26 protein-coding genes are annotated in these 25,676 nt (G+C 58.3%); 14 read left to right on the top strand and 12 right to left on the bottom strand.

All coding sequences use genetic code 11. The features are described from left to right. Positions 1 to 22: 22 nt before the first annotated feature. Positions 23 to 274: a hypothetical protein gene (locus ED661_RS11480; protein WP_122074003.1), complete on the bottom strand. Its 252-nt coding sequence runs from the start codon at positions 272 to 274 to the stop codon at positions 23 to 25. A 145-nt stretch (positions 275 to 419) separates the two neighbouring features. On the opposite strand from ED661_RS11480, the gene ED661_RS11475 reads away from it, so the two are divergent. The 4 genes from ED661_RS11475 to ED661_RS11460 all read left to right on the top strand — a co-directional run bounded on the left by ED661_RS11475 (position 420) and on the right by ED661_RS11460 (position 1,840). Continuing rightward, positions 420 to 794 carry a YigZ family protein gene (locus ED661_RS11475; RefSeq protein ID WP_254054820.1) on the top strand — a complete coding sequence of 125 codons (375 nt, stop codon included), beginning with the start codon at positions 420 to 422 and terminating at the stop codon, positions 792 to 794. A 79-nt stretch (positions 795 to 873) separates the two neighbouring features. Beyond that, positions 874 to 1,137, top strand: coding sequence for a DUF6455 family protein (locus ED661_RS11470; RefSeq protein ID WP_174214174.1), 264 nt, complete (start codon positions 874 to 876; stop codon positions 1,135 to 1,137). A 68-nt stretch (positions 1,138 to 1,205) separates the two neighbouring features. Beyond that, complete coding sequence (locus ED661_RS11465; protein ID WP_122074002.1) at positions 1,206 to 1,487, top strand: DUF6455 family protein; 282 nt, start codon at positions 1,206 to 1,208, stop codon at positions 1,485 to 1,487. Positions 1,488 to 1,528: 41 nt separating this feature from the next. Next, positions 1,529 to 1,840, top strand: a complete 312-nt coding sequence (locus tag ED661_RS11460) for a DUF6455 family protein (RefSeq protein ID WP_122074001.1) — start codon at positions 1,529 to 1,531, stop codon at positions 1,838 to 1,840. A gap of 37 nt (positions 1,841 to 1,877) precedes the next feature. On the opposite strand, the gene ED661_RS11455 is transcribed toward ED661_RS11460, so the two are convergent. From ED661_RS11455 to rimO, 3 genes are all read right to left on the bottom strand, one after another. Beyond that, positions 1,878 to 2,123: a CDGSH iron-sulfur domain-containing protein gene (locus tag ED661_RS11455; protein WP_122074000.1), complete on the bottom strand. Its 246-nt coding sequence runs from the start codon at positions 2,121 to 2,123 to the stop codon at positions 1,878 to 1,880. A gap of 165 nt (positions 2,124 to 2,288) precedes the next feature. Continuing rightward, a complete protein-coding gene (locus tag ED661_RS11450; protein ID WP_162930115.1) occupies positions 2,289 to 3,203 on the bottom strand; it encodes a hypothetical protein in 915 nt (304 codons plus the stop codon). Positions 3,204 to 3,413: 210 nt separating this feature from the next. Next, complete coding sequence (rimO, locus tag ED661_RS11445; RefSeq protein ID WP_122073998.1) at positions 3,414 to 4,820, bottom strand: 30S ribosomal protein S12 methylthiotransferase RimO; 1,407 nt, start codon at positions 4,818 to 4,820, stop codon at positions 3,414 to 3,416. 269 nt (positions 4,821 to 5,089) lie between these two features. Between rimO and ED661_RS22240 the strand changes: the two genes are divergently transcribed. Together ED661_RS22240 and ED661_RS11435 are read left to right on the top strand one after the other, a co-directional pair. Beyond that, a complete protein-coding gene (locus ED661_RS22240; protein ID WP_254054819.1) occupies positions 5,090 to 6,658 on the top strand; it encodes a hypothetical protein in 1,569 nt (522 codons plus the stop codon). A gap of 107 nt (positions 6,659 to 6,765) precedes the next feature. After that, positions 6,766 to 8,703, top strand: a complete 1,938-nt coding sequence (locus ED661_RS11435; protein WP_122073997.1) for an AsmA family protein — start codon at positions 6,766 to 6,768, stop codon at positions 8,701 to 8,703. 244 nt (positions 8,704 to 8,947) lie between these two features. Here ED661_RS11435 and ED661_RS11430 read toward each other — a convergent pair whose 3' ends face one another. Genes ED661_RS11430 through ED661_RS11415 form a run of 4 tightly spaced genes read right to left on the bottom strand, consistent with a single transcriptional unit; the run spans position 8,948 to position 13,623 of the window. Next, positions 8,948 to 10,444 carry a phosphomannomutase/phosphoglucomutase gene (locus tag ED661_RS11430; protein WP_122073996.1) on the bottom strand — a complete coding sequence of 499 codons (1,497 nt, stop codon included), beginning with the start codon at positions 10,442 to 10,444 and terminating at the stop codon, positions 8,948 to 8,950. 22 nt (positions 10,445 to 10,466) lie between these two features. After that, a complete protein-coding gene (kdsA, locus tag ED661_RS11425; protein ID WP_122073995.1) occupies positions 10,467 to 11,300 on the bottom strand; it encodes a 3-deoxy-8-phosphooctulonate synthase in 834 nt (277 codons plus the stop codon). Positions 11,301 to 11,303: 3 nt separating this feature from the next. Next, the gene (locus tag ED661_RS11420; protein WP_122073994.1) at positions 11,304 to 12,986 is read right to left on the bottom strand and encodes a capsule biosynthesis protein; all 1,683 of its coding nucleotides are present in this window, start codon (positions 12,984 to 12,986) and stop codon (positions 11,304 to 11,306) included. Further along, positions 12,964 to 13,623: an ABC transporter ATP-binding protein gene (locus ED661_RS11415; protein ID WP_122073993.1), complete on the bottom strand. Its 660-nt coding sequence runs from the start codon at positions 13,621 to 13,623 to the stop codon at positions 12,964 to 12,966. Before ED661_RS11415 ends, ED661_RS11420 begins: the two co-directional genes overlap by 23 nt. Positions 13,624 to 13,950: 327 nt before the next feature. Between ED661_RS11415 and ED661_RS11410 the strand changes: the two genes are divergently transcribed. Beyond that, entirely contained in the window at positions 13,951 to 14,541 is a 591-nt protein-coding gene (locus ED661_RS11410; RefSeq protein ID WP_122073992.1) for a uracil-DNA glycosylase family protein, read from the top strand. Then, a complete protein-coding gene (locus tag ED661_RS11405) occupies positions 14,538 to 15,344 on the top strand; it encodes an SseB family protein (RefSeq protein WP_122073991.1) in 807 nt (268 codons plus the stop codon). Before ED661_RS11410 ends, ED661_RS11405 begins: the two co-directional genes overlap by 4 nt. A gap of 206 nt (positions 15,345 to 15,550) precedes the next feature. On the opposite strand, the gene yghU is transcribed toward ED661_RS11405, so the two are convergent. After that, positions 15,551 to 16,432 carry a glutathione-dependent disulfide-bond oxidoreductase gene (yghU, locus tag ED661_RS11400; protein WP_122073990.1) on the bottom strand — a complete coding sequence of 294 codons (882 nt, stop codon included), beginning with the start codon at positions 16,430 to 16,432 and terminating at the stop codon, positions 15,551 to 15,553. 293 nt (positions 16,433 to 16,725) lie between these two features. Between yghU and ED661_RS11395 the strand changes: the two genes are divergently transcribed. Then, a complete protein-coding gene (locus ED661_RS11395) occupies positions 16,726 to 17,241 on the top strand; it encodes a YHS domain-containing (seleno)protein (protein WP_122073989.1) in 516 nt (171 codons plus the stop codon). A 124-nt stretch (positions 17,242 to 17,365) separates the two neighbouring features. Here ED661_RS11395 and ED661_RS11390 read toward each other — a convergent pair whose 3' ends face one another. After that, a complete protein-coding gene (locus tag ED661_RS11390) occupies positions 17,366 to 17,956 on the bottom strand; it encodes a GcrA family cell cycle regulator (RefSeq protein WP_122073988.1) in 591 nt (196 codons plus the stop codon). 161 nt (positions 17,957 to 18,117) lie between these two features. Here ED661_RS11390 and ED661_RS11385 point away from each other — a divergent pair, with 161 nt between their 5' ends. Then, the gene (locus tag ED661_RS11385; protein WP_174214173.1) at positions 18,118 to 18,948 is read left to right on the top strand and encodes an ABC transporter permease; all 831 of its coding nucleotides are present in this window, start codon (positions 18,118 to 18,120) and stop codon (positions 18,946 to 18,948) included. Here the strand turns inward: ED661_RS11385 and ED661_RS11380 are convergent. Further along, positions 18,938 to 19,867: a DMT family transporter gene (locus ED661_RS11380; protein WP_122073987.1), complete on the bottom strand. Its 930-nt coding sequence runs from the start codon at positions 19,865 to 19,867 to the stop codon at positions 18,938 to 18,940. The two genes, ED661_RS11385 and ED661_RS11380, sit on opposite strands and share 11 nt — an antisense overlap. Positions 19,868 to 20,209: 342 nt before the next feature. Between ED661_RS11380 and ED661_RS11375 the strand changes: the two genes are divergently transcribed. From ED661_RS11375 to ED661_RS11360, 4 genes are all read left to right on the top strand, one after another. Continuing rightward, positions 20,210 to 21,385 (top strand): aspartate aminotransferase family protein, encoded by a 1,176-nt coding sequence (locus ED661_RS11375; protein ID WP_122074124.1) that lies wholly within the window; start codon positions 20,210 to 20,212, stop codon positions 21,383 to 21,385. A 90-nt stretch (positions 21,386 to 21,475) separates the two neighbouring features. Beyond that, complete coding sequence (gene argF / locus ED661_RS11370; protein WP_122073986.1) at positions 21,476 to 22,402, top strand: ornithine carbamoyltransferase; 927 nt, start codon at positions 21,476 to 21,478, stop codon at positions 22,400 to 22,402. 121 nt (positions 22,403 to 22,523) lie between these two features. Beyond that, positions 22,524 to 23,117: a cysteine hydrolase family protein gene (locus tag ED661_RS11365; RefSeq protein ID WP_254054818.1), complete on the top strand. Its 594-nt coding sequence runs from the start codon at positions 22,524 to 22,526 to the stop codon at positions 23,115 to 23,117. Continuing rightward, a complete protein-coding gene (locus tag ED661_RS11360) occupies positions 23,114 to 24,136 on the top strand; it encodes a 2-dehydropantoate 2-reductase (protein ID WP_122073985.1) in 1,023 nt (340 codons plus the stop codon). The genes ED661_RS11365 and ED661_RS11360 overlap by 4 nt, the downstream gene beginning before the upstream one ends. Before the next feature lie 25 nt (positions 24,137 to 24,161). On the opposite strand, the gene ED661_RS11355 is transcribed toward ED661_RS11360, so the two are convergent. Then, positions 24,162 to 25,646 carry an inorganic phosphate transporter gene (locus ED661_RS11355; RefSeq protein ID WP_122074122.1) on the bottom strand — a complete coding sequence of 495 codons (1,485 nt, stop codon included), beginning with the start codon at positions 25,644 to 25,646 and terminating at the stop codon, positions 24,162 to 24,164. Positions 25,647 to 25,676: the final 30 nt, after the last annotated feature.

The raw sequence follows: 25,676 nt of genomic DNA, 5'->3' as shown, positions 1-25,676 counted from the left end.
GCCCTGGCGTGCGGCAGTTCGGTCAGCCTTGGGGTTTTGCTTCCTCCGCGACCAGCCGGTAGACGCCTTCGGGCAGATCCAAGGCGGCCGCCAGATCGCGGACCTGGGTATAGGAGAGGGTGATTTTCTGCACCTGATCGGTGCGGCTATCCAGCTGTTCGATGGTCACACATTCAGCAAAGGCATGCAGGGTGAGGTCTTCTAACAGCGGCTGCTCTCCTTCGTCGACAAGCGTGACGGTGGTGCAGTCAAATTCATGTTCGATACTAAACATAAGATCCAGACTGCCCGCATCCGTGGTGGTTTGCAAGCGCTCTCGACGCAGAGATGGCCTGTCTGGCGGTGGCTGGTACTGCTTGGCTTTGATCGATATGAATGGGCTTCAGCCTAGCCCTTTGACTGAACGGATCGCGCCCGAAATGACCTCTTCCGACATCGCCATGACCCAGCTAGGGGTCGTTCTGACGGACCGTGGATCGCGCTATGCGGTGACCGGCGCCCAGGTGACTTCGCGGGCAGAGGTGGACCGGGTTCTGGCGGAGCTCAAAAAAGACCGCAGCTATGCCAAGGCCACCCATAACACCTGGGCGGCGCTTTTGCCGACGGGTGGGCTCAAAGCGGATGATGGCGAAAGCGGAGCTGGTATGGTGATCCTGCGGATGCTGGAGCGTGCGGAACTGCGGGATCATGTCATCATCGTAACCCGCTGGTACGGCGGCAAGAAACTGGGCGGTGATCGCTTTCGCCGGGTCCAGGATGCGGTGCGGGCCTATCTGGATCAATACCCCGGCTGAGCCAGCGTTGATTTGCATCAAAGCAAAGCAGATCCCGCTCTCATAGCTTTTGCGCATCACGATTGACAGGAGATCATCGGTGCGCGCGCAATCAACCCTAAAAACCCACGCAGCCCTGTTTGACAGCATGAGCCAGTCCCTAGGGCTGGACCTGCAGGAAGAGGCCATTGCTGGCCGTTTGCAATTTGACGAAATTTCCGAAGCGGTGCTGCGCTGTAGCAAATGCGCCCATCCCACACAGTGTTCAGCGCGGCTGGGTCAGGTCGCAGCGGGGCTGGCTGAGGCTCCGGATTATTGTCGCAACCGGGATCTGCTGGCCTATCTGAAAGAAAACGCCGCCTAGCTTGGCCCCTAGGGATGGGCCCTCGCAATCACCCAGGCGTGAGCCGTCACACGAAAAGGAGCGACCCTATGCACCCTCTTGGCGACGCGATGCAGCATCTGCAGCTTTTGGCCCGCATGGGCAAACATCTTGGCGCGGATCTGGTAGAGGCATTTGAAGCGGGCAAAATCAGTCCTGAGGACTGGGCAGAGATGATCACCTCCTGTCGTGGCTGCGACGCCCCAGAGCACTGCAGGGCCTGGCTCGACAGTCAGGAGCGCGCAGAAGGAGAGGTTCAAACGGATCTGCCCCCGAGCTATTGCTGCAACGCCGCTCGCCTGCTGAAGCTGCGTGACGGGGACACATCATAGGCCCGTTAGGGGCATAAACGGCTGAGTAAGAAAGAGGGATCATGAAAGATTGGCGCAGTGAGCACAGCCCTGTTGAGCACAGCCCGGTACAAGGCCGGGCTCTGGGGGAGTTTAATCCCCATTTCAAACAGCTGCGTGCAGTGGCACAGCGTGCAGGCGCCGACCTTGGCGAGGCCCTGCATGAGCGGCAGATCACTGCGGCTGAGTATTCAGAGATGATCACCCGCTGCCGCGCCGCCAATTGCCTGCAGGCCTGCGCTGATTGGCTGGGTGAGACCACTGTAGATCACCGGGAGATCCCTGCCTTCTGCGCCAACCGCGCGATCTTCGAACACCTTCGTAAATCACGCTGAGGCCAGTCCCTGGGGAGAGGCCGGAAGGGTAGGGGCGCTAGAGCCCCGAGTGGCTGCCATCACACAGCGGCTGCTTGCCTGTGTGTTTACAGCCGCAAAAGAAGACCTCGCCGGTTTTTTCAGCGGTGTATTTCACCGGAGTAAAGCTGCTGCCCTTGTGGCTGCCATCACAAAAGGGCTGTTTCTGCGACTTGCCGCAGGAGCACCAGAAATAGCTTTTGCCTTCGGTGACCTCCAAGGCATAGGGGCTTTTCTGGGCGATCACTGGGATCTCATCGGACATGGCTTGGGGCTCTCCCTGGCTGGTTGCGATGTGGGAAGAGTAGCAGGATTTTGGTCGGAAAGCCTATGGGGTGTAGACTGCACCAAAACCTGATGGAAGAGCAGGTTAGCGCCCGACCCTCCCCACGGGAGGGGTTTGCCTCTGGCAAAGGGGAGAGCGATTTTGTTACCTTCCAGCTTTGGAGCGATCTTCTTTGCTCTGAATGCTGCCGCCTTCAAATTCTTCCAACACTCCTTGCAGTCTTGAAATTTTGTCTCTTATTAACTCGGCAACGTCTGCGATGTCCGTACCGCAGGCGTCCTCAACGTTGAAATAGTCGAATCCCTTTTCCAAGTTGATGATTTCAGGAATGCTCACCGAACTGTCTGGTGATCGTGCAAAAGAAAAGCAATGACCGATGACCCTTTCTAGTAAGAGCCAATCCGCAGCCATCTTACGATCTGAACCTTCAAAGGTGGGATTGGAGGTGCGTGAAGTCAAAACCTGAAACCTAGCCAGTATAGCAGACAACCATCGTGCCGAAATTGGGTCAGAGTACTCGATACATGCCTTGAAAATTTCGATTGTGTCTGAGGGAACTTCAAAGCTCACAGTTTCAGGCTTTTTGGGGTGGCGGCAGTACGAGTAGATTGCGCCGTTCGTACAGGCTTGTGATAAGTTCGAGAGTGCCAAAGGAAGAGTTGCTCTAGCCGCTTTTAGTGAAGCTATGCGTTTGTTTTCGGAGTCGTAGACAGCGGCTGCAATGGCAGCGCCTGCGGCCAATAGACTGGCAGTTACTGTAATCAAAGTGTTGATGACACTTGTGCTTGTTTCTTGGATCTCCCATCCGGTTAAGAACCAGATATAGAAAAGACCAAAGTAGAACCCTATCGACGCGTGAAAAGCTGTTCCCTTGGTGAAAATGCGAACGAACCTAAACAATATCGCCTCCTGAAAAGTCTTTGACTTCAATCCTGTTTCGGCACTGAAACCGAATGAGGCGAGGATACGCAATTCTCCTGTAGGTGGAAGAGTTAGTTGATTGCCCTGCACAGGACTTTGATTGCTTGCAGGCCATTGGCGGGAGAGCCAATCATCCACAGTCTTTGACTGTGGAGCGCCCGGACCGCCCCCACGGGGCGGGTGCTTTGCTTCCTCCCCTCGGTCCGGGCGGAGGGGGCGAGATACGGGGAAGGGGGGATCTGAGCTGGTAGGTTAGGGCTCCGTCCGTAAACTCGGGAAACGATCCCCCGGATCGTTTGTGGCCGGGGCTCCGCCCGCGTGTGGCTGAAATGATCCCCCGGATCATTTCTAGGACGCCACACGCCCCCACAGATCATAATCGCCGGCCTCGTCCACTTCTACGGTGACCAGATCGCCGACCTGCAATGCGTCAGTGCCCTCATCAATGAACAGGTTGCCGTCGATCTCGGGCGCGTCGGCCTTGGTGCGGCAGGTGGCGATGCCGTCCTCGTCGATGTCATCAACAATGACCTGCATCACTTGGCCAACCTTGGCCTGCAGCTTGGCCTCGGAAATGGCCTGGGCCTTCTCCATAAACCGTTCCCAGCGCTCTTGCTTGACCTCTTCCGCCACATGATCGGGCAGGGCATTGGAGCGCGCACCATCGACGTTTTCGTACTTGAAACAGCCCACCCGATCCAGCTGGGCCTCATCCATCCAGTCCAGCAGGTGCTGGAACTCGGCCTCTGTCTCGCCGGGGTAGCCGACGATGAATGTCGAGCGCAGGGTGATATCGGGGCAGATCTCGCGCCAGGCGGCGATCTCGGTCAGGGTCTTGGCGGTATGGGCGGGGCGCGCCATGCGTTTCAGCACATCGGGGTGCGAATGCTGGAAGGGGATGTCCATATAGGGCAGCAGCGCATTGTCGGGATCGGCCATCAGCGGGATCAGCTCGCGCACATGCGGGTAGGGGTAGACATAGTGCAGCCGGATCCACAGCTCATCCGCCGGGGCCAGCCTGCCCAGCTCGCGGCTGAGATCCAGAATATGGCTGCGTACCTCGCCTGCGTTCCAGGGGTTCACGTCATATTTGCGGTCCAGCCCATAGGCCGAGGTATCCTGGCTGATCACCAGGAGTTCCTTGACCCCGGCCTTGACCAGCTTGTCCGCCTCGCGCAGCACCGCATGGGCGGGCCGCGAGGCCAGCTTGCCGCGCATATCGGGGATGATGCAGAACTTGCACTTGTGATTGCAGCCTTCTGAGATCTTCAGATAGCTGAAATGGCGCGGGGTCAGTTGCACGCCGGTGGCTGGCAGCAGATCAATAAACGGGTTCGGGTCGGCGGGCACAGCAGCATGGACCGCATCCAGCACCTGCTCATATTGGTGCGGGCCGGTAACGGCGAGGATACGCGGGTGATGCTCGCGGATGTAATCCGGCTCGGCGCCGAGGCAGCCGGTGACGATGACCTTGCCGTTTTCCTTCAGCGCCTCACCAATGGCCTCCAGGCTTTCGGCCTTGGCACTGTCGAGGAACCCACAGGTGTTGACGATCACCGCATCAGCCCCGGCGTAATCGGGCGAGATGCCATAGCCCTCGGCCCTCAGCCGGGTGAGGATGCGCTCAGAATCCACCAAGGCCTTGGGGCAACCAAGCGAGACCATGCCAAGGGTTGGCTGGCCTGCGCGCGGGGTATCCCCCATCAGGGCTTTGGGGGCGAGGTCGGGGCGGAGTTCTGGCGGATTGCTGGTCATGATCGCGCATATAGCAGGAATGCGCGAGGAGGCAAGAAAAACGGCAGTTCCTGGCCTTTCCCGCTTGTGCGGCACCTGTAGACCCTCCTGTGATTTGGTGGCTGCTGCAAGCTTCCCGCCCGGCCAACAGGCCGGGCAGCGCCTGACCTTCCCCCTGGAAGGCGCTACTCGCCTCCCCAAGGTCAAGCGCTGCCCTAAGTTGCAAGTTGCACGGTAGCAGTGGAACCTCATAGGCTGAACCAAAGTGATTTTGAGGACGAGACCCACAGATGCGAGACGAGAGTGAGGCGCAGAACGTGCCAAGGTCCAAACTGAAGCTTGCCAATGAGAACCCCTGGTATGTGCTGATGACACTGTTTGGAGAGCAGGAGGACAAAGATAACCTCCAGGATTTGGAAGTCTGGAAGAAGAACCGCGATCTTTGGAACTTTCTCGATCGTGCTGAAGTAAACAGTGATCGGGATCATGAAAGGCTTGTCTACAATGAGAGTTCACCACAGCAAGGGATCCTATCATTCCGAGATATTAAAGAGAAACATGAACAGGAAATGAAATTCCGAAACAGTGGAAATTTCATGTACCCAGGATTTCCTGACCTCAAAAGACAACCAAGCTTGCGTGAATGCGAATTTCGACGTTCTGTAAAGTTAGCTGAGTTCTGCTTTCGAGGCGGTCTCAACCTTCATGCTTCTGTCTTTGAAGAGCACTTGGATCTATCTGGAGCGGTGTTTGAGGGTGACCTATATGTATCTGGCGCCCAGGTGAAATGTGGGCTGTCTTCTCAAGAGGTGGTTTTCAAGGGTATAGTAAATTTCAAGTACGTGCACTTCAATGGCTTAATCAACTTCCGTTCAAGCGAGTTCGAAAAACTGGCTGAGTTTAGCTGTGTTCATTTTGGGTCGCAGGACAAACGATCAGGTCGGACAGATTTCCAAAATGCAAAGTTCTCAGGGAGAGCAGAGTTTTCGTCATCTTGCTTCTTTCATCCGGTTATCTTTCAAAACGTAGCCTTTGCAGAGAAGGCAAATTTTGGAGCTACTGAGTTCAAAAAAGACATCTATTTCGATGCGGCAGTTTTTGACAAAAGCTTGACCCTATCGTCAGCGATCTTTGAATCTGCTGTATCGTTTCGGGCAGCACTCTTTCATGGAGTCGTTGCTTTCAATAGAGCCGAGTTTCTTTCCAAGGAGCCCAGATTTGCGCCGAATTTTTCCGAAGCCGTGTTCGACAAGCCTGCAAATTTCCGAGGAGCAAAATTTGAGACCCTCTATCCAGTCTTTGAAGATGCCATATTGCATGAGCGAACAAAGTTCACTGTTGATGAGAAAGGCGAAACTTACTGGCCTGCTAGGACCGAGCAGCCTTTGAACATCGCAAAGGAGACCTGCTCAACCATCCGCCACATCCTGGCAAAACAAAGTCTTTCCGAAGACGAACACTTCTTCTTCCGCAAGGAAATGCACTTTGCGGGGCAGATCGGCTCGATCTGGCAGCGGTTGCCTTACTTGCTCTTTGGGCTGTTCTCCGATTATGGCCATTCCATTGCACGCCCCTTCTGGTTTCTCTTTGGGGTTTGGTTTGTTGGTGTCGCATTTTTTTCCGCACATTTCGTGGTAGACCATTCAGGATTGTTTGAGAGTGCAAATGACTGGACTGCGCTTGGATTGAGTTTTTCCAATCTGTTTCCTGTGTTTGGATTTGGTCGAGTGTATTTTGGTGGTCAGCTCAATGAGCTGCCTCCATTCCTGAAGTTCGTAGCAGGTTTCCAGACCGTCGCCAGCCTGCCGCTGTTGTTCTTTCTCGGCCTTGGGCTGCGGCAGCGGTTCCGGCTGCGTTAGGGGGCTTGGGGATGGCTTGGCTCAGTCAAGCATTGCACCCAGTCACGGACTGGCTAAGCTGGTGTTAAGCCCCTAAAGCCATGGGGAAAGACAGGAGGATTGGGCAGATGAAGCTGATTTTGCGGATCTTGGGGGCAGTGGTCGCGACGCTGGCGGTTTTGCTTATGGTGTTGTTCATGCTGCCGGGTGAGAAGGTGGCGGGGCTGGCAGCCGATCAGATCGAGGCCCAGACCGGGCGCAAGCTAACGTTTCACGGCAAGGTACGCTTTACCCTTTGGCCGGTGCTGGGGGTGAAATCCGATGGGGTGGCGCTGTCCAATGCCGATTGGGCCGGCCCTGAGCCGATGTTAACGGCGGAGCGCCTGTCGATTGGCATCTCTGCGGCGGATCTGCTGCGGGGCAAGGTGCGGGTGACCGAGGTCTCGGCCCTGCTGCCGCATCTGAACCTGTCGGAAAATGCCCAGGGTCAGGGCAATTGGGTGCTCGGAGGGACAGAGGCTGAGAGCAACCCGACAGCTGTTGCGCCGGAAAACCAGGCGGCGGTGCTGCCGATCAGTATTGAAAAGCTGACCCTGACCGGGGCCTCCCTGCGCTATCAGCCGCATCAGGGCACGCCGGTGGAAATGTCTCAGGTTGATATGGTTCTGCGCTGGCCGGATCCCAGTGGCACGGTGAACGTGGATCTGACCGTCAGACCTGCCGGGGCGCCCTTGCAGGTGCAGGCCGAGGTGGGCAGTTTTGCGGCCTTCCTGAACGGGGAGGTTGCCTCGGTCGGGGCCTCGGTTACGGCTGAGGGTGGTTTCCTGCGCTTTGACGGGCGCGCTGATCTTACTGGGGCGGCGACCGGGCGGGTCACGGCTAAGACCACCGATACGGAAACCTTTTTGACGGGTTTTGGTCAGAGCGGGATTGCCCTGCCACAGGGGCTGGGGCAGGCCTTGGTGATTGGTGCTGATGCCACCTATACCACGGATGGGCGTCTGGCGCTGCGGGATATGGCACTGGATCTGGATGGCAACAAACTGGAGGGTGGGGTGGATATTGCCCTCTCGGAGGTGCCACAATTCACGGCCCAGCTGAATGGCGGGCATTTGAAGGTGCCCGGGTTGAGCTCTGCTGCGCCTTCCGGGGGGGGCGAAGCCACAGGACAGGCGGATGCTGGCTGGTCAAAGGCGCCGATTGATGCGTCCGCATTGGCACTGGCCAATGGCACCGCAGTGCTGAGTTTCGACAGCCTCTCGGCGGCGGGTTACGAGTTTGGTGCCAGCAAACTCTCCTTGAGCCTAGACCGTTCACGGGCAGTGCTGAAGTTTCAGCCCGCAGCGTTATTTGGCGGCCAGGTGCAGGGACAGGTGGTTGCCAATAACCGCAACGGGTTTTCCGCCGGGGGCAAGCTGAGTTTCAATGGCATCCGCCTGGAGAAGGCCATGGGGCAGGTGGCCGGATATGATCGGCTGAATGGGGAGACATTGGGGGAGCTGGAATTCTTGGCCTCGGGCGGTAATCTGGATGCGCTGATGCGCTCGCTGTCGGGAAAGGGCTGGTTGGAGATCAACAAGGGCTTCTTTACCGGCTTTGATCTGGAGAAACTGATGCGTTCGGGGCAGGGCAATGGCGGCAGTACGGTGTTTGAGACACTGTCGGCGAGCTATGTGTTGGAAAAGGGCAATCTGCTGAACGATGATCTGCTGGTGACGTTGAAAGGCATTCGGGCGGATGGCGCCGGGCGGATCGGGCTTGGCGCGCAGGATCTGGACTACCGGTTTGCACCGACGATTTCCGGTCTCAATGGGGTGGCAGGGTTGACCATTCCCGTGCTGATCACCGGCCCCTGGGCAGACCCCAAGATCCGCCCTGATCTCAAAAATGCCCTGCAGCCGGAAATTGACGCTGTCGAGCAAGAGGCCAAGGACCGGGTGATTGAAAAACTCAGCGAGGAGCTGGAGGTGGAGATTGCACCGGAACAGGATCTGAATGAGGTGATCAGGGACCGCATCGAGCAAGAGGCCAAAGATCAGCTTTTGCGATTGTTGCAGGGCAACTGAGATCGGATTGACCCGGTCCTGGTAGGGCTCTCTTGTCAAATTGGCTCGCCCGGAGGGCGAGACTGGTTTGAACGAAAGAGAGCTCTGCCACACGAGTGCCTCGTGCTCGAAAAGTAACTGTGTGCGCAACCCAATTGGCTCGCCTCTCGGCGAGACAGGTCTGTGTAGAAAAGGGCCCGCCGATAGGCGGGCCCGGGTCGCCTGCCGCAAGGCAGGGGAAACCATTTTAACAGGATCAGCCAGATCAGATGGTCTGATCGTAGTCGCCAACAAGCGGCTCGGTGCGGATCACGGCGTCGATATCGGCAAAGATGGCGCGCATCTCTGCTTCACTTTCCGAGCTTTCGCAGACAACCACCAGATTTGGCGTATTGGAAGAGGCGCGCACCAGGCCCCAGGAGCCATTGTCGAGGATGACGCGCGCGCCGTTCACCGTCACAACTTCCTTGATGGCACGACCTGCCAGTGTCTCACCGGCCTGATGTTTGGCGACCAGTTTTTCGACCAGGCGCTCTAGCACAGTGTATTTTTCGGTGTCAGCGCAATAGGGCGACATGGTGGGGGTCGACCAGGTTTTTGGCAGGGCCTTGCGCAGGTCGGACATCGACATGTCTGGGTTGCGCTCCATCAGCTTGCAGATCTCGACGGCAACGCGCATGCCACAGTCGTAGCCGCGCCCTACGGGTTCGGCCAAGAAGTAATGGCCGGATTTTTCAAAGCCCGCCAGAGCGCCGATTTCTTTCACCCGGCGTTTCATATGGCTGTGGCCGGTCTTCCAATAGTCAGCGGTGACACCGTTTTTCTGCAGCTCGGGGTCGGAGGCAAAGAGCCCGGTGGATTTCACATCCGCCACAAAGGTGGCATTGGGGTAGAGCTTGCTGAGATCGCGGGCCATTATGACGCCCACCTTATCGGCAAAGATCTCTTCGCCTTCGTCATCCACCACGCCGCAGCGATCACCGTCACCGTCAAATCCCAGCGCCATATCGGCGCCCGAGGCTTTGACGCTGGCCGACATGTCGTGCAGCATTTCCATGGCTTCGGGGTTGGGGTTGTAGTGCGGGAAAGTGTAGTCGAGCTCGTTGTGGCTGGGGACGACCTCGACGCCGATGCGCTCAAACAGCTCGGGGCCAAAGGCCGAGGCGGTGCCATTGCCGGTGGCGCAGACTACCTTGAGCTTGCGGGTCATTTTGAAATCGCCGACCAGATCGTCGAGATAGGCTTCTTTGACACCATCAACAAACTCGTAAGAGCCGCCGGAACGAGGCTCGCCTTCGCCATTGAGCACGATGTCGCGCAGCTCGGACATCTCGTCGGGGCCGTGGGTCAGCGGGCGTTCAAAACCCATTTTGACACCGGTCCAGCCGTTGGGGTTGTGGCTGGCTGTGATCATCGCCACCGCAGGCACATCCAGGTGGAACTGGGCAAAATAGGCCATGGGCGACACGGCCGGGCCGATATCCTTGACCTGGATCCCGGCCTGCATCAAGCCAAGGATCACCGCCTGTTTGATCGCCAGAGAATAATCACGGTAGTCATTGGCCACAGCAATGACGGGATCAATGCCACGGCGGTGCATCTGGGTACCCAGCCCAAGGCCCAGAGCGGTCATGCCGGGCAGGTTGATCTCTTCGGGATATTTCCAGCGGGCGTCATACTCACGAAAGCCGGTGGGAGTGATCATCGGGTCACGCAAAAATTTCCAGGTGTTTGGCTGCACCGGGGAGCTTGTCTTTTTCATCTTTAAAAAGTCCCTTTGAGGGTCAAATGGAAATGGGGTTGGCTTTGGCGAGGGCGTCAAAGGCCATCAATGTTTCAATGAGCTGGGGCATCTGATCCAGGTAAATCATATTGGGGCCATCACAGGGCGCATTGTCCGGGTCTTCATGGGTCTCCATAAACACCGACGCAATCCCGGTGGCGACAGCGGCGCGGGCCAGAACCGGGGCAAATTCGCGCTGGCCGCCCGAGGCACCGCCCAACCCGCCGGGCTGCGCTACCGCATGGGTGGCATCCATCACCACCGGATACCCAGTGCGGGCCATCTCCGGCAGGCTTTGCATATCAACCACCAGACGGTTGTAACCAAAGGAGACGCCGCGCTCGGTCAGCATGATGCGGTCATTGCCGGTGCTGGCGATCTTGGCCACCACATTGGGCATGTCCCAAGGGGCCAGGAACTGACCCTTTTTGACGTTGATCACCGCGCCTGTGCGCCCTGCCGCCAGCAAGAGCGACGTCTGACGGCACAGGAAAGCCGGGATCTGCATGATGTCGACAACGTCGGCCACAGGCGCGCAGTGATCGGGCTCGTGGATATCCGTCAGCACCGGCACGCCGATGCTGTCTTTGACAGATTGCAGAACCTCCAGGCCCTTTTCCAGTCCCAGCGCCGGTTTGGCATTGATCGAGGTACGGTTGGCCTTGTCGTAAGAACCTTTGAAGACATATTGCGCCCCGGCCTTGTCGCAGGCTTCTTTCAGGGTGCCTGCAATCATCTGCGCGTGATCGGCGCTCTCCAGCTGGCAGGGGCCAGCCAGAATGGTCAGGGGGCGATCATTGCCAATGGTGAGGTTGGCGACTTGGATGTTTTTCATGACTTACGACGAAACCTGTTCCCGGAGAATGGATGCTGTGAGTGAACACAACAGGTAGATACCGGAAAAGATCAGGAATGCCAAAATCGTATTTTCGAACTTGCGCGGATAGGTGGGTTCTTCGCTGGCAACGGGGGCCACGGCGGTGGTTAGGTAGCGGACCTGACGGTTGGCCTCCATGCGGGTGGATTCCACTTGCTGCAAAGCCGATTGCAGCATCAAATCGCGGGTGGCGAGATCAGCCTGAGCCATCTGAATTTGCACCCGATGATTGGCAAGCGAATTTTCGCCTTCGGAGGCATCGGTCATCCGGTCATTCAGCCGTTCGATAACTGCTTTCAGGCGGCTGACGTCGGCCTCGACCCCGGCGACCTTGGCACGGTTGGGGCGGGTGTTGTCCAGCAAGGCTGCCAGTTCCAGCTCTTTTTGCTGCAGCTGTACCTCAAAGGTATTGATCTGCGAACGCAGGGAGACAATTACCCCTTCCGGGTCCAGCACCATGCCGTCCTGTTGCAACTCCACCAGATGCCGCTGTGCTTCACGGCGTTTGCCTTCGGCCAGTTCCAAGGCGGCCTCGGATTCGCTGACCTGATCAGAGCGCTTTTGCTCGGAGAGGTGGTTTACCTCATCCTGAGCATAGCTGATCAGACGACGGGAAAACTCGGCAGAGACTTCGGGATCGGCGGCGGAAACTTCCATGCGCACCACGCCTTCGGTTGGGTCGTAGCCGATTTTGACGTTTCGCTTGTAGGTCTTGTAGGCCTCTTCATTGGTAGGATTGGGATCAAGCCGCTGAATGGGATCGATCCAGTCTTGGGTGAAATGGGACTTGAATCCCATCTCTTCGTCCAGCCGCAACATGGCGACTTTTGACTGCAGATAGCCCTGTACCGCGATGGAATCCTGGCTGGTGGCAAACTGGGTACCGCTCAACAAGCCGCTGACCGCGCCCGCGCCATCGGCCTTGAGCACCAGGAATTCGGATTTGGTCGCATACATCGGGGTTGCCACGGCATAAAAGAAATAGCCGGTGATAAGGGTGGGCAACATGACAAAGAAGCCCAGACGGGCCATCAGCAGAACGAGCTTGCGGCGGCGGCGTCCGGCGATGTCGCGCTGAATTTCGGAAATTTCGCGCTGGCGCCGCTCGGCAGGGCTGAGCTCGGTTGAGGGCAGATTGGTCTTTGCGGCCGGCACTGTCTGAGGCAATTGCACATTGTTGCCGACAGCTGGCGTGTTGTCGGGCTGTGCCTTGTTTTGCGGCACCACCAGTTCCAGCATGTTGGCGCGTTTGAACGGGTCGATACCCTTTTCCCGCAGCAGACGCACCGCGTCAAAATCTGAAGTGGCGGGTAGGTCGTGTTTTTGTGCCACGCGCCGCGCCATGCGCAGCTGGCGCCCGGTGAGCCCCTCTTGGCGGATGGCGTCGATATCTGTTTCAAGGCGGGTTTCACGCGCCGAGCTCACCTGTCCGGACCGGGGCTGTTCAGGCTTGGTGCCGGCCTCCTCGGCTGGTGCCGCGGCGGGGGGCTGTTGCTGCGCCGAGGCACTGGCCGCGCCTGCGCTGCTGTGGGCATCGGGGGCAGGCACCGGGCGCGCTGCTGCGGCCTCGCCTCCGGACCCGGCATCTGGAGAGGCAGGGTTGCGACGAATTCTGAACTTTTTAGCCTTGGGTTTGATAGTCATAGAGCTGTTTCGCTTCTTCCAAGGTTTCAAACATGTTGAGCTGCCCATCCAGCAAGACGGCTGCGGAGCGGGCAAATTTTTCCAGGGTCTTGGCCTGGTGTGAGACAATGATGATGGTGGTCGTCTGCAAGCGTTCCTGCAGGATCGCCCCGGCCTTTTTGTTGAACTCCACATCTGTGGTGCTCGGCATACCCTCATCAATCAGGTAGACGTCGAAATCCAAAGCCAGCATCAGCGAGAAACTGAACCGGGCTCGCATACCCGAGGAGTAGGTGCCGATGGGCTGGTCGAAATACTCGCCCAGGCCACAGAGCCAACGGCAGTAGGCCTCAACGTAATCGGGGTCTAGCCCATAGAGATTGGCGATGTAGCGGGCATTGGCCAGTGCCGAAAGCCGGCTGACCACGCCGCCCATGAACCCTAACGGAAAGGAGATCTTGCAGCCGCGGCGGATTTCACCCTCGTCGGGTTTTTCCAGGCCCGCCATCATATTGATCAGCGTTGTTTTGCCAGTGCCGTTTGGTGCCAGAATGCCAAGTGATTTGCCCAGCTCAACCCGAAAGGACACTTGGTCAAGAATGACCTTGCGCTGGGTTCCAGTCCAGAAGGACTTGCTGACATTTTCAAACTCAAGCATCGCTTGTTCCGGTGTTTCTGTTGACGGCCCTGCGGGTCGGGGTTTGGCGGGGGACCTGGTGGTCTGGAAGACTGTCTGATCCTCTGCGTTTCAGGAATATCCTAAGATTGTTAAGGGTATGGGCTCTCATTTGGGCTTTATTATGTCGAATTATGGCATAAATCTTCAAGGATTGATTAACCATTGTGGCGAGATCCGCCGCCTGCAAAGGCGGAAACGGTATAGCTGCCTGCTTTCTAACTGTTTTTGTATTGGAAACAATGGCTGTGACGGTTTGTCCGGGGGCTTTGCTGCCTGGCAGGGAGAGGCAGAAAATAGGGGGAAGCGATGCGGGCAGAAAAGCTTTGTGACGAAATCAGAGCCTGCAGGATCTGTTCAGATCGGTTTGCGGCAACACATACTGGGCATCAGCCGCGTCCGGTTGCCTGGTTTTCTACGCCGGCGCGAATCCTGATTGCCGGGCAAGCGCCCGGGTTGCGGGTACACGAGAGCGGCAAGCCTTTCACTGACCCTTCCGGCGACCGGTTGCGCGATTGGCTGGGGTTGGATGAGGCCGCGTTTTATGATCAGAGCAGGGTGGCGATTGTGCCGATGGGGTTTTGCTTTCCGGGCTATAACGCCCAGAAATCTGATCTGCCGCCACCACCCGTCTGTGCCAAGACCTGGCATGACCGGGTGATGCAGAGTCTGCCAAATGTTGCGCTGACATTGGCCATTGGCGGTCCTGCCCAGGCCTTCCATCTGGGGGGTAAGATGCCGGTGGGCCAACGGGTGGCCGCCTGGCGGGACTATGCGCCGCGCCTCTTTCCCTTGCCTCATCCGTCTTGGCGCAATACCGGGTGGTTGAAACGAAATCCCTGGTTCCAGACTGAGCTTCTGCCAGTGCTGCGCGGGCGGGTAAAGGAGCTGATGACATGAGTGAGACACCCCCAGAAGAGGTAACCGCGCTGGACCGGGCCCATGCGGAGATGCAGGCGGCCCCTGAAGATGGCGCGGCACGGTTGCGGTTTTATGAGCGTCTGGCGGATAGCGAGTTGTTTGTTATGCTGAGCAAGGAGGCCGACGGAGATCGGATCTCGCCGGAGCTGTTTGAAACGCCGGATGGGCGGTTTGTACTGGTCTTTGACCGCGAAGAACGGCTGGCGCAGTTTGCCAGTGACGCGGTGCCCTATGCCGGGCTTGCCGGGCGTGGGGTTGTAGAGATGCTGGCAGGGCAGGGCATTGGCCTGGGGGTGAACCTGGAGGTGGCACCGTCGTCAACGCTCTTGGGGGCTGAGGCCATCAACTGGCTGCATGAAACTCTGCAGAATGCACCAGACCGGGTGGAAGCCGAGATCGAAGAGCTGCTCCCTCCCAGTGGATTGCCGGAGGTTTTGCTGACCGCATTGGATGCCAAGCTTGCAACGGCTGCAGGGCTGGCGGCTGCCGCTTATCTGGTTTCACTGCGTTACGCAGGGGGCGGTCAGGGGCATTTGTTGGGCTTCGTCGCGGCGAAGCCAGAGGCAGAGGCGGCATTGGCACAGGCGGTGAGCGAGGCTCTGACCTTTTCGGGGATCGAGGCCGGGGCCCTGGATGTTGGTTTCTTTGCCACCTCGGATCAGATGGCAGCTGGGTTGGAACGGGTTGGGTTGCGCTTTGATCTGCCTGTAATGGAGGCGCCAAAACTATATCAGCCAAAGATACCTGGCGGCGATCCGGATGCGCCTCCAATCCTGAAGTAACGCCAAACAAAGATTGGGGCTCTGCCCCCGTCGCTCAAGGCCACTCCCCCGGGATATTTATGGCCAAATGAATTTGAGACCTGCAGTTAGCCTCTTCATTTGGCTCAAAATATCCTGGGGATGAGTGCCTTGGCACGAGGGGGCAAAGCCCCCTGACGGTGGGTAACGAGCCTGCGTTTGAGGCGCAGGCTCGATAGATTTCAGTTTTAGCTGTCGCCTTCAGAAGGTTCCAGCTTGTCCTGGGTGCGGGTGTCAAAATCGCCGGCGTCATGGCGTTCGCGTAGCTGAGTGTGCAAGGCGCCAAAGGCTCGGTTCACCATGCGACCACGGCTGACGGCGGGTCGAGCGTCTACCTCTTTGGCCCAACGCATCACATGGGTATAGCTTTCCACATCGAGGAATTCAGCGGCCTCATAAAGACGACCCAGCACCAGCTGGCCGTACCAGGGCCAGATTGCAATATCCGCGATGCTGTAGTCATCCCCGGCAATATAGCGGTTGTCGGCCAGCTGCCGGTCCAGCACATCAAGCTGGCGCTTGGTTTCCATGGAAAAGCGGTCGATGGGATATTGCCATTTTTCTGGCGCATAGGCGTAGAAATGGCCAAAACCGCCACCCAGGTAGGGCGCGCTGCCCATCTGCCAGAACAGCCAGTTCATCACTTCAGTGCGTGCAGGCCCATCCTTGGGCAGGAATTCACCAAACTTCTCGGCTAGATGCACCAGCATGGAGCCGGATTCAAACACCCGTAGCGGCGCGTCGCCGCTCAAATCATGCAGGGCGGGGATCTTTGAGTTTGGGTTGATAGCCACAAACCCGGATCCAAACTGATCGCCCTCGCCGATATTGATCAGCCAGGCGTCATATTCGGCGCCTGTGTGCCCCTTAGCCAAGAGCTCTTCCAGCATTACCGTGACTTTGACACCATTGGGTGTGGCCAGGGAGTAGAGCTGAAACGGATGCTTGCCCACCGGCAGCTCCTTATCGTGGGTTGCCCCGGCAATTGGGCGATTGATCGAGGCAAACTGTCCGCCGTTGCCCTTTTCCCAGGTCCAAACCTGTGGCGGGGTATAGGTTGTATCACTCATCTGGAGAAACCCTGTCTTTTGCTAACCGTATGTTAAATGCGCGGAGCCAATGGCCTAAACGCCTTGTCTATTGAGAATAGGGGCTTTGTTCAAAATTCCAATGACTGGAAGGTCTGATCACATCAACTTTTTGCGTGTTCACGGAATTGCCAGCGTAAAACACAGTCACGTGAGCCCCGTTTCACAGCTGTGAGGAACTGGCTAATCTGGGTTTCAACGGGGCTGTGGTTCAGACATTGCCACAGGTCCAAACGCCTAGGTCAGGCGATGAATTAACTCAGGAGACGACACAGATGAAGCGATTTGCATTTGCCGCCCTTGCGGCCATAAGTTTTGCTCTGCCAGCCTTTGCTGGGCCACAGTTTGTCGACGAGACCGGTTTTGCCGTGTCGGGCTATGACGTGGTTGCCTATCGCAGCCTCGATCAGGCTGCTGTTGGCCAGTCACAACCGGCAGGCGTACCGGGGCGGGCGGATATCACAGCGGAATACAATGGTGCCAAATTTGCCTTCTCCAGCGAAGAAAACCGGGCAAAGTTCCTGGAAAACCCCGCGCATTATGCGCCGCAATATGATGGTCACTGCGCCTATGGAGTCTCCAAAGGTGGCAAGGTTCCGGGCAACCCCAATCTCTGGCGGATTGTGGATGATCGGCTTTATCTGAACATCACCAAAAACGTTGTGGGTTTCTGGGAAGAGGACATTCCCGGAAACATCAACCTCGCCGAAGGCAATTGGCCGGGCATCGAGCCTAAAGATGCCTCGGGCAATACCATTCCCAACTTTTCATCCTCGGCCCCGGAGAGCTGATACCGGATAGCATCCCGTTTGCAACGACCTTGCAGGCGGGATGTGCCACAGGGTGATGTACGCCAAAAGAAAAGCCCCGCAGCCAGGATGGCGCGGGGCTTTTTAAAAATCCGGTGGGATAAAACTACCGTTTGCGATCGCGACGGGCGCTCATTGGCTGGAAGGCCACGCCGACATGGGCCTCGCAATAGGGCTTGCCCTGCTGCACAGGCAGACCGCAGAACCAGAAATCCTCGGTGGCGGGGTCGCCAACAGGCCATTTGCAGGTGCGCTCGGTCAGTTCCATCAAAGACAGCTTCTTGGCTTTCTTTTCAATTTCATTGACTTTGGCCAGGGCCTCTGGGCTGATCTCATTGGCCGAAGGCTGCGGTGGCAGCGGCTGACCGGCCGGGATGATCTGCTTGCGGGCAGGCACCAGTGGGCGCGCATCCGAGGCAGGCGTTGCCGCAGGCGGTGGCGTCACCGGGCGCGCAGGCTCGGTCTTGGGCTGCGGTTTTGGCTTTGGCGCCGGTTTGGCGGCCGCGGCTGGCTTTTCTTTCGGTTCGGCTGCGGCCTTGGCGCCCGTGGTGGCGCGGTTGGACAGGCCGAGGCGATGCACCTTGCCAATCACAGCATTGCGGGTCACCCCACCCAGTTCTTTTGCGATCTGGCTGGCCGACTGACCTTCGCCCCACATCTTCTTGAGCAATTCGACGCGATCGTCTGTCCAGGACATCTGTTGCCTTTCCAAGCTAATAGCGGCCCCAGAATCCTGCGGCCGCCATCGAGTTCCGTATTCAGTCCCCTATCTTAGTCAAAGGGCCGCGAGTTACAAGAGACCTTGCGCCTCAGAACCCAAGCGCTATGCAGTGAAAGCACAACAAATGTGGGGAAACCATGCCAGAGCAGCTGTCAAACAATCAGATGGGCTACCAGATTGCGCTCGGAGAGCGCCGCTTTGGGCGGGTAAACTGGCTGGGGCTGCAAACCTTAGCGCAGCGGGAAATCACCCGCTTTCTAGTGGTCTGGACCCAGACGCTGCTTGCCCCGCTGGTGACAGCGGCGCTGTTTTTGCTGATTTTCAACCTTGCCATCGGTTCCAAGCGGGGCGATGTGATGGGGGTACCGTTTCTGCATTTCTTGGCGCCTGGCATCATGATGATGACGGTGATCCAGAATGCCTTTGCCAATACCTCTTCCTCGCTGGTGATCTCCAAGGTGCAGGGCAATATCGTTGACACCCTGATGCCGCCGCTGTCCGGGCTGGAGATCCTGCTGGGCTATCTGGCTGGCGCAGTGGTGCGGGGCACCCTGGTGGCCTGCGGCATCGCAATGGGGCTGGCGCTGCTACTGCAGATCATTCCCGCACATCCGCTGATTGCGCTTGTGTTCATCGTGTTGGGGGCGCTGTTTCTGGGCGGGCTTGGCATTGTTGCCGGGATTTTTGCCAACAAATTTGATCAGATGGCGGCGATCACCAATTTTATCGTCACGCCATTGGCGTTTTTGTCAGGCACCTTCTATTCGGTGGAGGCGCTGCCGCCAGTCTTGCGCGCCTTGTCACAGGTGAACCCGGTTTTTTATCTGATCGATGGGCTGCGCTATGGGATGATTGGCACCTCTGATGGCGCGCCGCTGGTGGGCATGGCGATCTGTGCTGGCTCCAGTTTTGCCATCTGCTTGCTGGCCTGGGCCATGTTGCGCAGTGGCTATCGTCTCAAGGCTTGACGCGAGCCTGATTTACCGAGGGATCTTGGAGCGAGGGCGCTGTTTTCTGCCGCCCCTCGCGCCAGGCAAGAACCGCAGCACCGGTCAGGATGACACCCGCACCGGTGAGGGTGATCCAATCCGGGATCACACCAAAGCCCAGGAAATCATAGAGCGTGGCAAAGATCAGCGTCGCATAGCTGAAAGGCGCCACAAATGAGGCATCTGCCCGCGCCATCCCATTGACAAAACAGGCCTGTGCACAGGCCATCAGGGTGCCAAGCGCGGCCAAAGCCCCCCATTGCAGGGCTGTTGGCATTTGCCAGACCGGCAGCACAGCCGCTGTGGCAATCAGCATCCCCAGGGCATTGTTGAACCACAAAACCTGCAGCGGGCGTTCGCGCCCCGCGAGCTTTTTGATAAAGATCAGCTCCAGCCCCATGATCGCCGCCGCGCCCAGAGCCAAAAGGGTTGCAGGTTGAAAACTGTCGGGTGTTGGTCGCAACAGGATCATCGCGCCGATCAGGGCCACCCCGGCAGCGCCCCAGCGCCAGCGTCCGACCTGCTCGCCGAGCAGCGGAATCGCCAGCAACATGGCAAAGACGGGGTTCAAAAAGGCGATAGCTGTGGCATCCGCCAGTGGGATGTAGGCCACCGAGGCAAACATCAGCGTGATGCCCAGCCAACCACAGCTGGTCCGCCCGATATGCAACCGCCATTCTGGCCGTTGCAGCTTGAAGCGCAAGGCCCCCACGGCCATGGAAATTGCAATAAATGCAAACAAAAACCGCCCATGGCTGATCTGCAAGGGATGCAGCGTAGGCCCCAGGAAATCGGTCCCCAGCGCCTTGGCCAGAAGCGTGGTGGCAGCAATGAAGATCGTCGCCACGGTGATCAGGGCTGCTGCGAGGGGCGGGTTTTGTGGGGTTGAAATGCTCATGTTGCCACTGCTGCGCTGGATGGTCCCTATTTGCAAGATCTATCGCTAGGGTTGGCCCTGTTGCCTCGAGGATGCGCGCGGTGGTGTAGGGCCAAAATGTCAGCCAGAGGTGGCGAAAGGGGTTTCTTTTTGTCAAAAGCTCCGATATGGACCCTGACCATGATCAAAGCCACGCATATCCCCTTGTTGCGACGCCGACGCCGATTGGCGTAATTCGGCACGCTTGATCTCGTGCCTGCGCGCTTTTGCGGCGTAATGGCACAAATCCAATCTCTCATTATTGACCCTCAGGCCTGGCTCATGCACTGCTTTGGCCTTAACTTCTCGAAAAAGGATGATCCAATGATCCCGTCCGTATTGCCCACCTATAATCGTGCTCCGCTGGAGTTCGTAAAAGGCGAAGGTTCCTGGCTGTTCGAGGCGGACGGGCGCCGATTTTTGGATCTGGGCTCCGGCATTGCGGTAAATGCATTGGGCCATGCTCACCCCAAACTGGTTGAGGTGCTGACACATCAGGCACAAAACCTCTGGCATGTCTCCAACCTCTACAAGATCCCCCAGCAGGAAAACCTGGCGGATCTTCTGGTCGAGCATACCTTTGCCGATACGGTGTTTTTCACCAATTCCGGCACCGAGGCCTGCGAGCTGGCGGTGAAAATGGCGCGCAAATACTTCTTTGAGAAAGACCAGCCCGAGCGGGTGGAGATCATCACCTTTGACGGCTCCTTCCATGGGCGCTCTTCTGCCGGCATCGCCGCTGTGGGAACTGAAAAAATGGTCAAAGGCTTTGGCCCGCTTTTGCCAGGCTTTGTGCATCTCACCTTTGGCGATATGGACGGGCTGACCAATGCCATCTCCGATAAGACCGCCGCGGTGCTGATCGAGCCGGTACAGGGCGAGGGCGGCATTCGCCCGGTGCCGGATGCCGAGCTTAAGGCGCTGCGCCAGATCTGCGACGATGCAGGCATTCTGCTGATCCTGGATGAGGTGCAATGTGGCGTTGGCCGGACGGGTAAACTCTTTGCCCATGAATGGGCTGGCATCACCCCGGATATCATGATGGTGGCCAAGGGCATTGGCGGCGGCTTCCCCCTGGGGGCGGTTCTTGCCACCGAGGAAGCCGCAAGTGGCATGACCGCAGGGACCCACGGGTCTACCTATGGCGGCAACCCGCTGGGCTGCGCGGTGGGCTGTGCGGTGGTTGAAGAAGTCATGACGCCGGGCTTTCTGGAGGATGTGAACCGTCGCGCCGGCTTGCTGCGGCAAAAGCTCGAAGGGCTGATTGCAGCCCATCCGGATGTCTTTGAGGAGCTGCGCGGTTCCGGGCTGATGCTGGGGCTGAAATGCAAGGCTTTGAACATGGATGTGGTGCAGGCAGGTTATGACAATGCGGTCATCACGGTGCCCGCAGCGGATAATGTCATCCGCCTACTGCCGCCCCTGACGCTGAGCGAAGAGGATATCGGCGAAGCCATCACCCGGCTGGACAAGGCGGCCACTGCGATAGAACAGGGCTGACTTTCACCTTTCCCCAAATATTCCCGGGGGTTTACGGGGGCAGGCAGCCCCCGTTACTACACAGCCCTCGCAAGTAAAAAGCGACATCTTATGAATCACTTCCTTGATATTCACACCACCGACCCCAAAGATCTGCACGGTATCATCGACCAGGCAAAGCTGATGAAACAGGCGCGTCAAGGCCGCCCCAAGGGCATGGCAGATGATGAACAGCCCCTGGCAGGCCAGATGGTGGCACTCATCTTTGAAAAACCCTCCACCCGCACCCGCATTTCCTTTGACGTCGGGGTGCGGCAGATGGGCGGTCAGAGCATGGTGCTCTCGGGCAAGGACATGCAGCTGGGCCACGGCGAGACCATTGCCGATACCGCGCGGGTGATGTCACGCTATGTGGATTTGATCATGATCCGCACCTTTGACGAGGCGGTGCTGCAGGAAATGGCTGAATATGCCACGGTTCCGGTGATCAACGGGCTGACCGACCGCAGCCACCCCTGCCAGATCATGGCGGATATCCAGACCTATGAGGAGCACCGCGGCTCGATCAAAGGCAAAAAGGTGGTCTGGGCCGGAGACGGCAACAATGTCTGCGCCTCTTTCCTGCATGCGGCGGCACAGTTTGGCTTTGACCTCACCTTTACCGGTCCGGCGCAGCTGGATCCGGAAGAGGAATTTGTCGGACTGGCGCGCAAAGCGGGCTCCAAGGTGGTGATTGAGCGCGATGCCTTCAAAGCGGTGGAAGGGGCTGATCTGATTGTCGCCGATACCTGGGTCAGCATGCATGACAGCCAGTCGTCAAAAGAGCGCCGCCACAATATGCTGCGCCCCTATCAGGTCAATGACGCCCTGATGTCCCATGCCAAATCTGATGCGTTGTTCATGCATTGCCTGCCCGCACACCGCGAAGAAGAGGTGACCTCTTCGGTTATGGATGGGCCACAGTCAGTGATTTTTGACGAGGCCGAAAACCGCCTGCACGCCCAAAAGGCCATCATGCGCTGGTGTCTTGGCGTCTAACCTGGCTTGTCGCCCGGTGTCCAAGATGTCTCACAGGCTGGCCTAGGGGCGGACAGGGGACTGGTCATTACAAAAAACTTCTGCAACCCTCGCGTTATTCAATTAGCGCGAGGGTTTTCTAATGGGCAAAGATCAGCCGCAGCGGATGGATCAGAACTGGGCACTCCTGATCGTTGATATGCAGATGGAGATGGAAAATGTCACCGCAGCGGGGCGCCCCCGTGCCAACCCGGATGCCGAAGCCAATATCGCCCAGCTGCTGGCGGGATTTCGCGGCGCGGGCCTGCCAGTGTTGCATGTCATGCATGATGACCCCAGACCCGAGAGCAGGTTTCGCCGCGATCTGCCCTCAGGTCAGCCGATGCCCTGTGCCCACCCCCTGGCGGGCGAGGCCCTGTTCTGGAAGACGGGTTCTTCGGGTTTTGTCGGCACCGGGTTGGCAGAGGCGCTGCAGGCCCGTGGCATTACTCACTTGGTGATCGCAGGGGGCGTTGCCGCCTTTTGTGTGAACTCCACCGCGCGTTCAGCAGCTAATCTGGGGTTTGTCATTGAGGTGGTCGAAGATGCGTTGATCGCCTTTGCCATGCCCGCCCGCAATGGCGGTGATCTGGATGCGGAAGTGGTGTTGGAGGTGACGCTGTCAGGCCTCGCGGCGGGATTTGGTAGGGTGTTGCCCACAGCAGAGGTGCTGGCGCGGCTGACTGTTCCAGCATGAGCCAGCAGGGAGGGAAACCGCTGCGCATTGCAATCGCCGGTGCCGGGGCGATCGGGTGCTTTTGCGGTGGGCTCTGGGCGGCAGCGGGTCATAGCGTTTCCCTGCTGGGGCGCAGCCGTGTCTTGAGACCTGTTGCGCAGCGTGGTCTGCTGCTGAGTGATTATGCGGGGCTGCAGCAGCGGGTTGAGCCGCAGCAGCTACGCTGCAGCGAAGACCCGGCGGTCCTGGCTGAGGCCGATCTGGTGGTTGTTGCGGTCAAATCAAGTGGCACGGCAGCGATGGGGCAATTGATTGCGCAATATGGACGACCCGATGCGCCGGTGCTCAGCTTTCAGAATGCGATGACAAATGCACAGATGCTGAGTCAAATGTTGCCGGGGCGGGATGTGCGCGCCGCGATGGTGCCCTTTAACGTGGTGCCTGCAGAGACCTCTGAGGGCGCGCCGCCTGGCTACCACCGGGCCTCCTCTGGCGATATCATGATTGCTGCGGGGGGCGGGCATTGGGGCAGGTTGTTGTCGGTGCCGGGGCTGCCAGTGGTTGAAACTTCAAACATAACCGGGGTGCAATGGGGCAAGTTGCTGATCAACCTCAACAACGCCTTGAATGCCCTGTCGGGTATCCCACTGATGACGCAGCTGCAAAGTCGCCACTGGCGACAATTGATGGCCGACCAGATGGCAGAGGCCCTGCGGGTCATGCGCGCAGCTGGCCTGCGCCCGGTGTCCACAACGCCGCTGCCAGTCTGGATGAGCCCGCATATTCTGCGCCTTCCCAATTGGGCCTTTACCCGGATCGCCGCCCAGATGCTGACAATTGACCCCACCGCGCGCAGCTCTATGGCGCAGGATCTGATGCAGGGGCGGATCACCGAAGTGGACGCATTACAGGGCGAAGTCCAGCGCCTCGGCCTGGCGCATGGCGTTCCGACGCCGATTTGTGACGTGATCATTCTGTTGATCCGGCAGGCGGAAATGAAAAAGGCCGGGCTGCCAAAAATGCAACCCGGCCAGATTTAGGCTCCAGAACTGATTTTCCAGGCTGTTACAGGGTGATCGTTGCCAGCAACAGATAGATACCGGCTGACAACAGCGCTGCTGCGGGGACTGTGATCACCCAGGCGGCAGCAATTGTCATAAAGTGGCTGCGTCGAACCAGTTTGCGGCGGCGACGCTCTTCGGGAGCGATGCGATTTACCTCCGCACGGGCCACCGCGTTCTGGCGTAAACGGCGCTCGTGGTGCCATTCGCGGAAGAAGCCAACACCAAAAACAGCGCCAACCGCAATATGGGTCGAGGAGACAGGCAGGCCGAGCCAGCTGGCGACAATAACCGTGATGGCAGCCGAGAGCGACACACAATAGGCCCGCATCGGGTTCAGCTTGGTAATCTGGCTGCCGACCATGCGGATCAGCTTGGGGCCAAACAGGAACAGGCCAAAGGAAATACCAAAGGCACCGATGACCATGACCCAGGTTGGGATCGCCACCTTTGAGGCAAAATCCCCAAACTCAGAGGCGTGCACGATGGCCGCGAGCGGACCCACCGCATTGGCCACGTCATTGGCCCCATGGGCAAAGGACAAGAGTGCGGCAGAGATCACCAGCGGAATGCGGAACAGCACCTTCAGGGATTTGTTGCGGTTCTCCATGCCCTCGGACTGACGCTTGATCAGCGGCGCAGTGATGACATAGGCCAGAGCGCCGATCATCGCACCAATCAACAGTGCGGTTTGCAGGTCAATCTTGATGATGCGTTTCAGACCTTTGAGGGCCAGATAGGAGGCAAAGGCGCCGGCCATAATGCCAACCAGCACCGGCACCCAGCGTCGGGCGGCGGCGATCTTGTCATCCTGATAGATGATCTTTGCCTTGATCAGTGCCAGGAACAGGGCCGCAACCACCCCACCCAGAACAGGTGAAATCACCCAGCTGGCGGCGATCTTGCTCATGGTGGCCCAGTTCACCGCGGCAAAGCCCGCAGCCGCAATCCCGGCTCCCATGACGCCCCCAACAACCGAATGGGTGGTGGAGACCGGCGCGCCGATCCAGGTGGCAAGGTTGACCCAGAGCGCCGAAGAGATCAGCGCGGCCATCATCGCCCAGATGAAGATTTCGGATGTTGCCACGACATTGGGATCAATGATGCCCTTGGAGATGGTCGAGACCACATCGCCACCGGCCAAGAGCGCGCCTGCGCTCTCAAAAACGGCAGCGATGACGATGGCACCGCCCATGGTCAGGGCATTTGCCCCCACCGAAGGGCCCATGTTGTTGGCTACATCATTGGCACCGATATTGATCGCCATATAGGCGCCAAAGACCGCGGCCGCGACCACGATCAGGTTGGTCTGACTGCCGCCAAAGAGGATGGCAGCCCCAAGGCCGGCCAGAACCATGAACACCAGGGCGATGCCAGGTGCGATCATGGGGCGGGCGACATATTGGGTTGCGGATTCAAGATGCGAAAACCGATGCAGGTCGCGGTCAAGCGTTTCGCGGTGGTTGGCGTCGTTTGGTGGGGTGCTCACGATGGTCGTCCCTTTGGCAGGCAGTTTGAG

It is taken from the genome of Pseudophaeobacter sp. EL27 (assembly GCF_900313025.1).
GTDB lineage: Bacteria > Pseudomonadota > Alphaproteobacteria > Rhodobacterales > Rhodobacteraceae > Pseudophaeobacter.
This window is presented reverse-complemented; position numbering and strand designations above follow the sequence as displayed.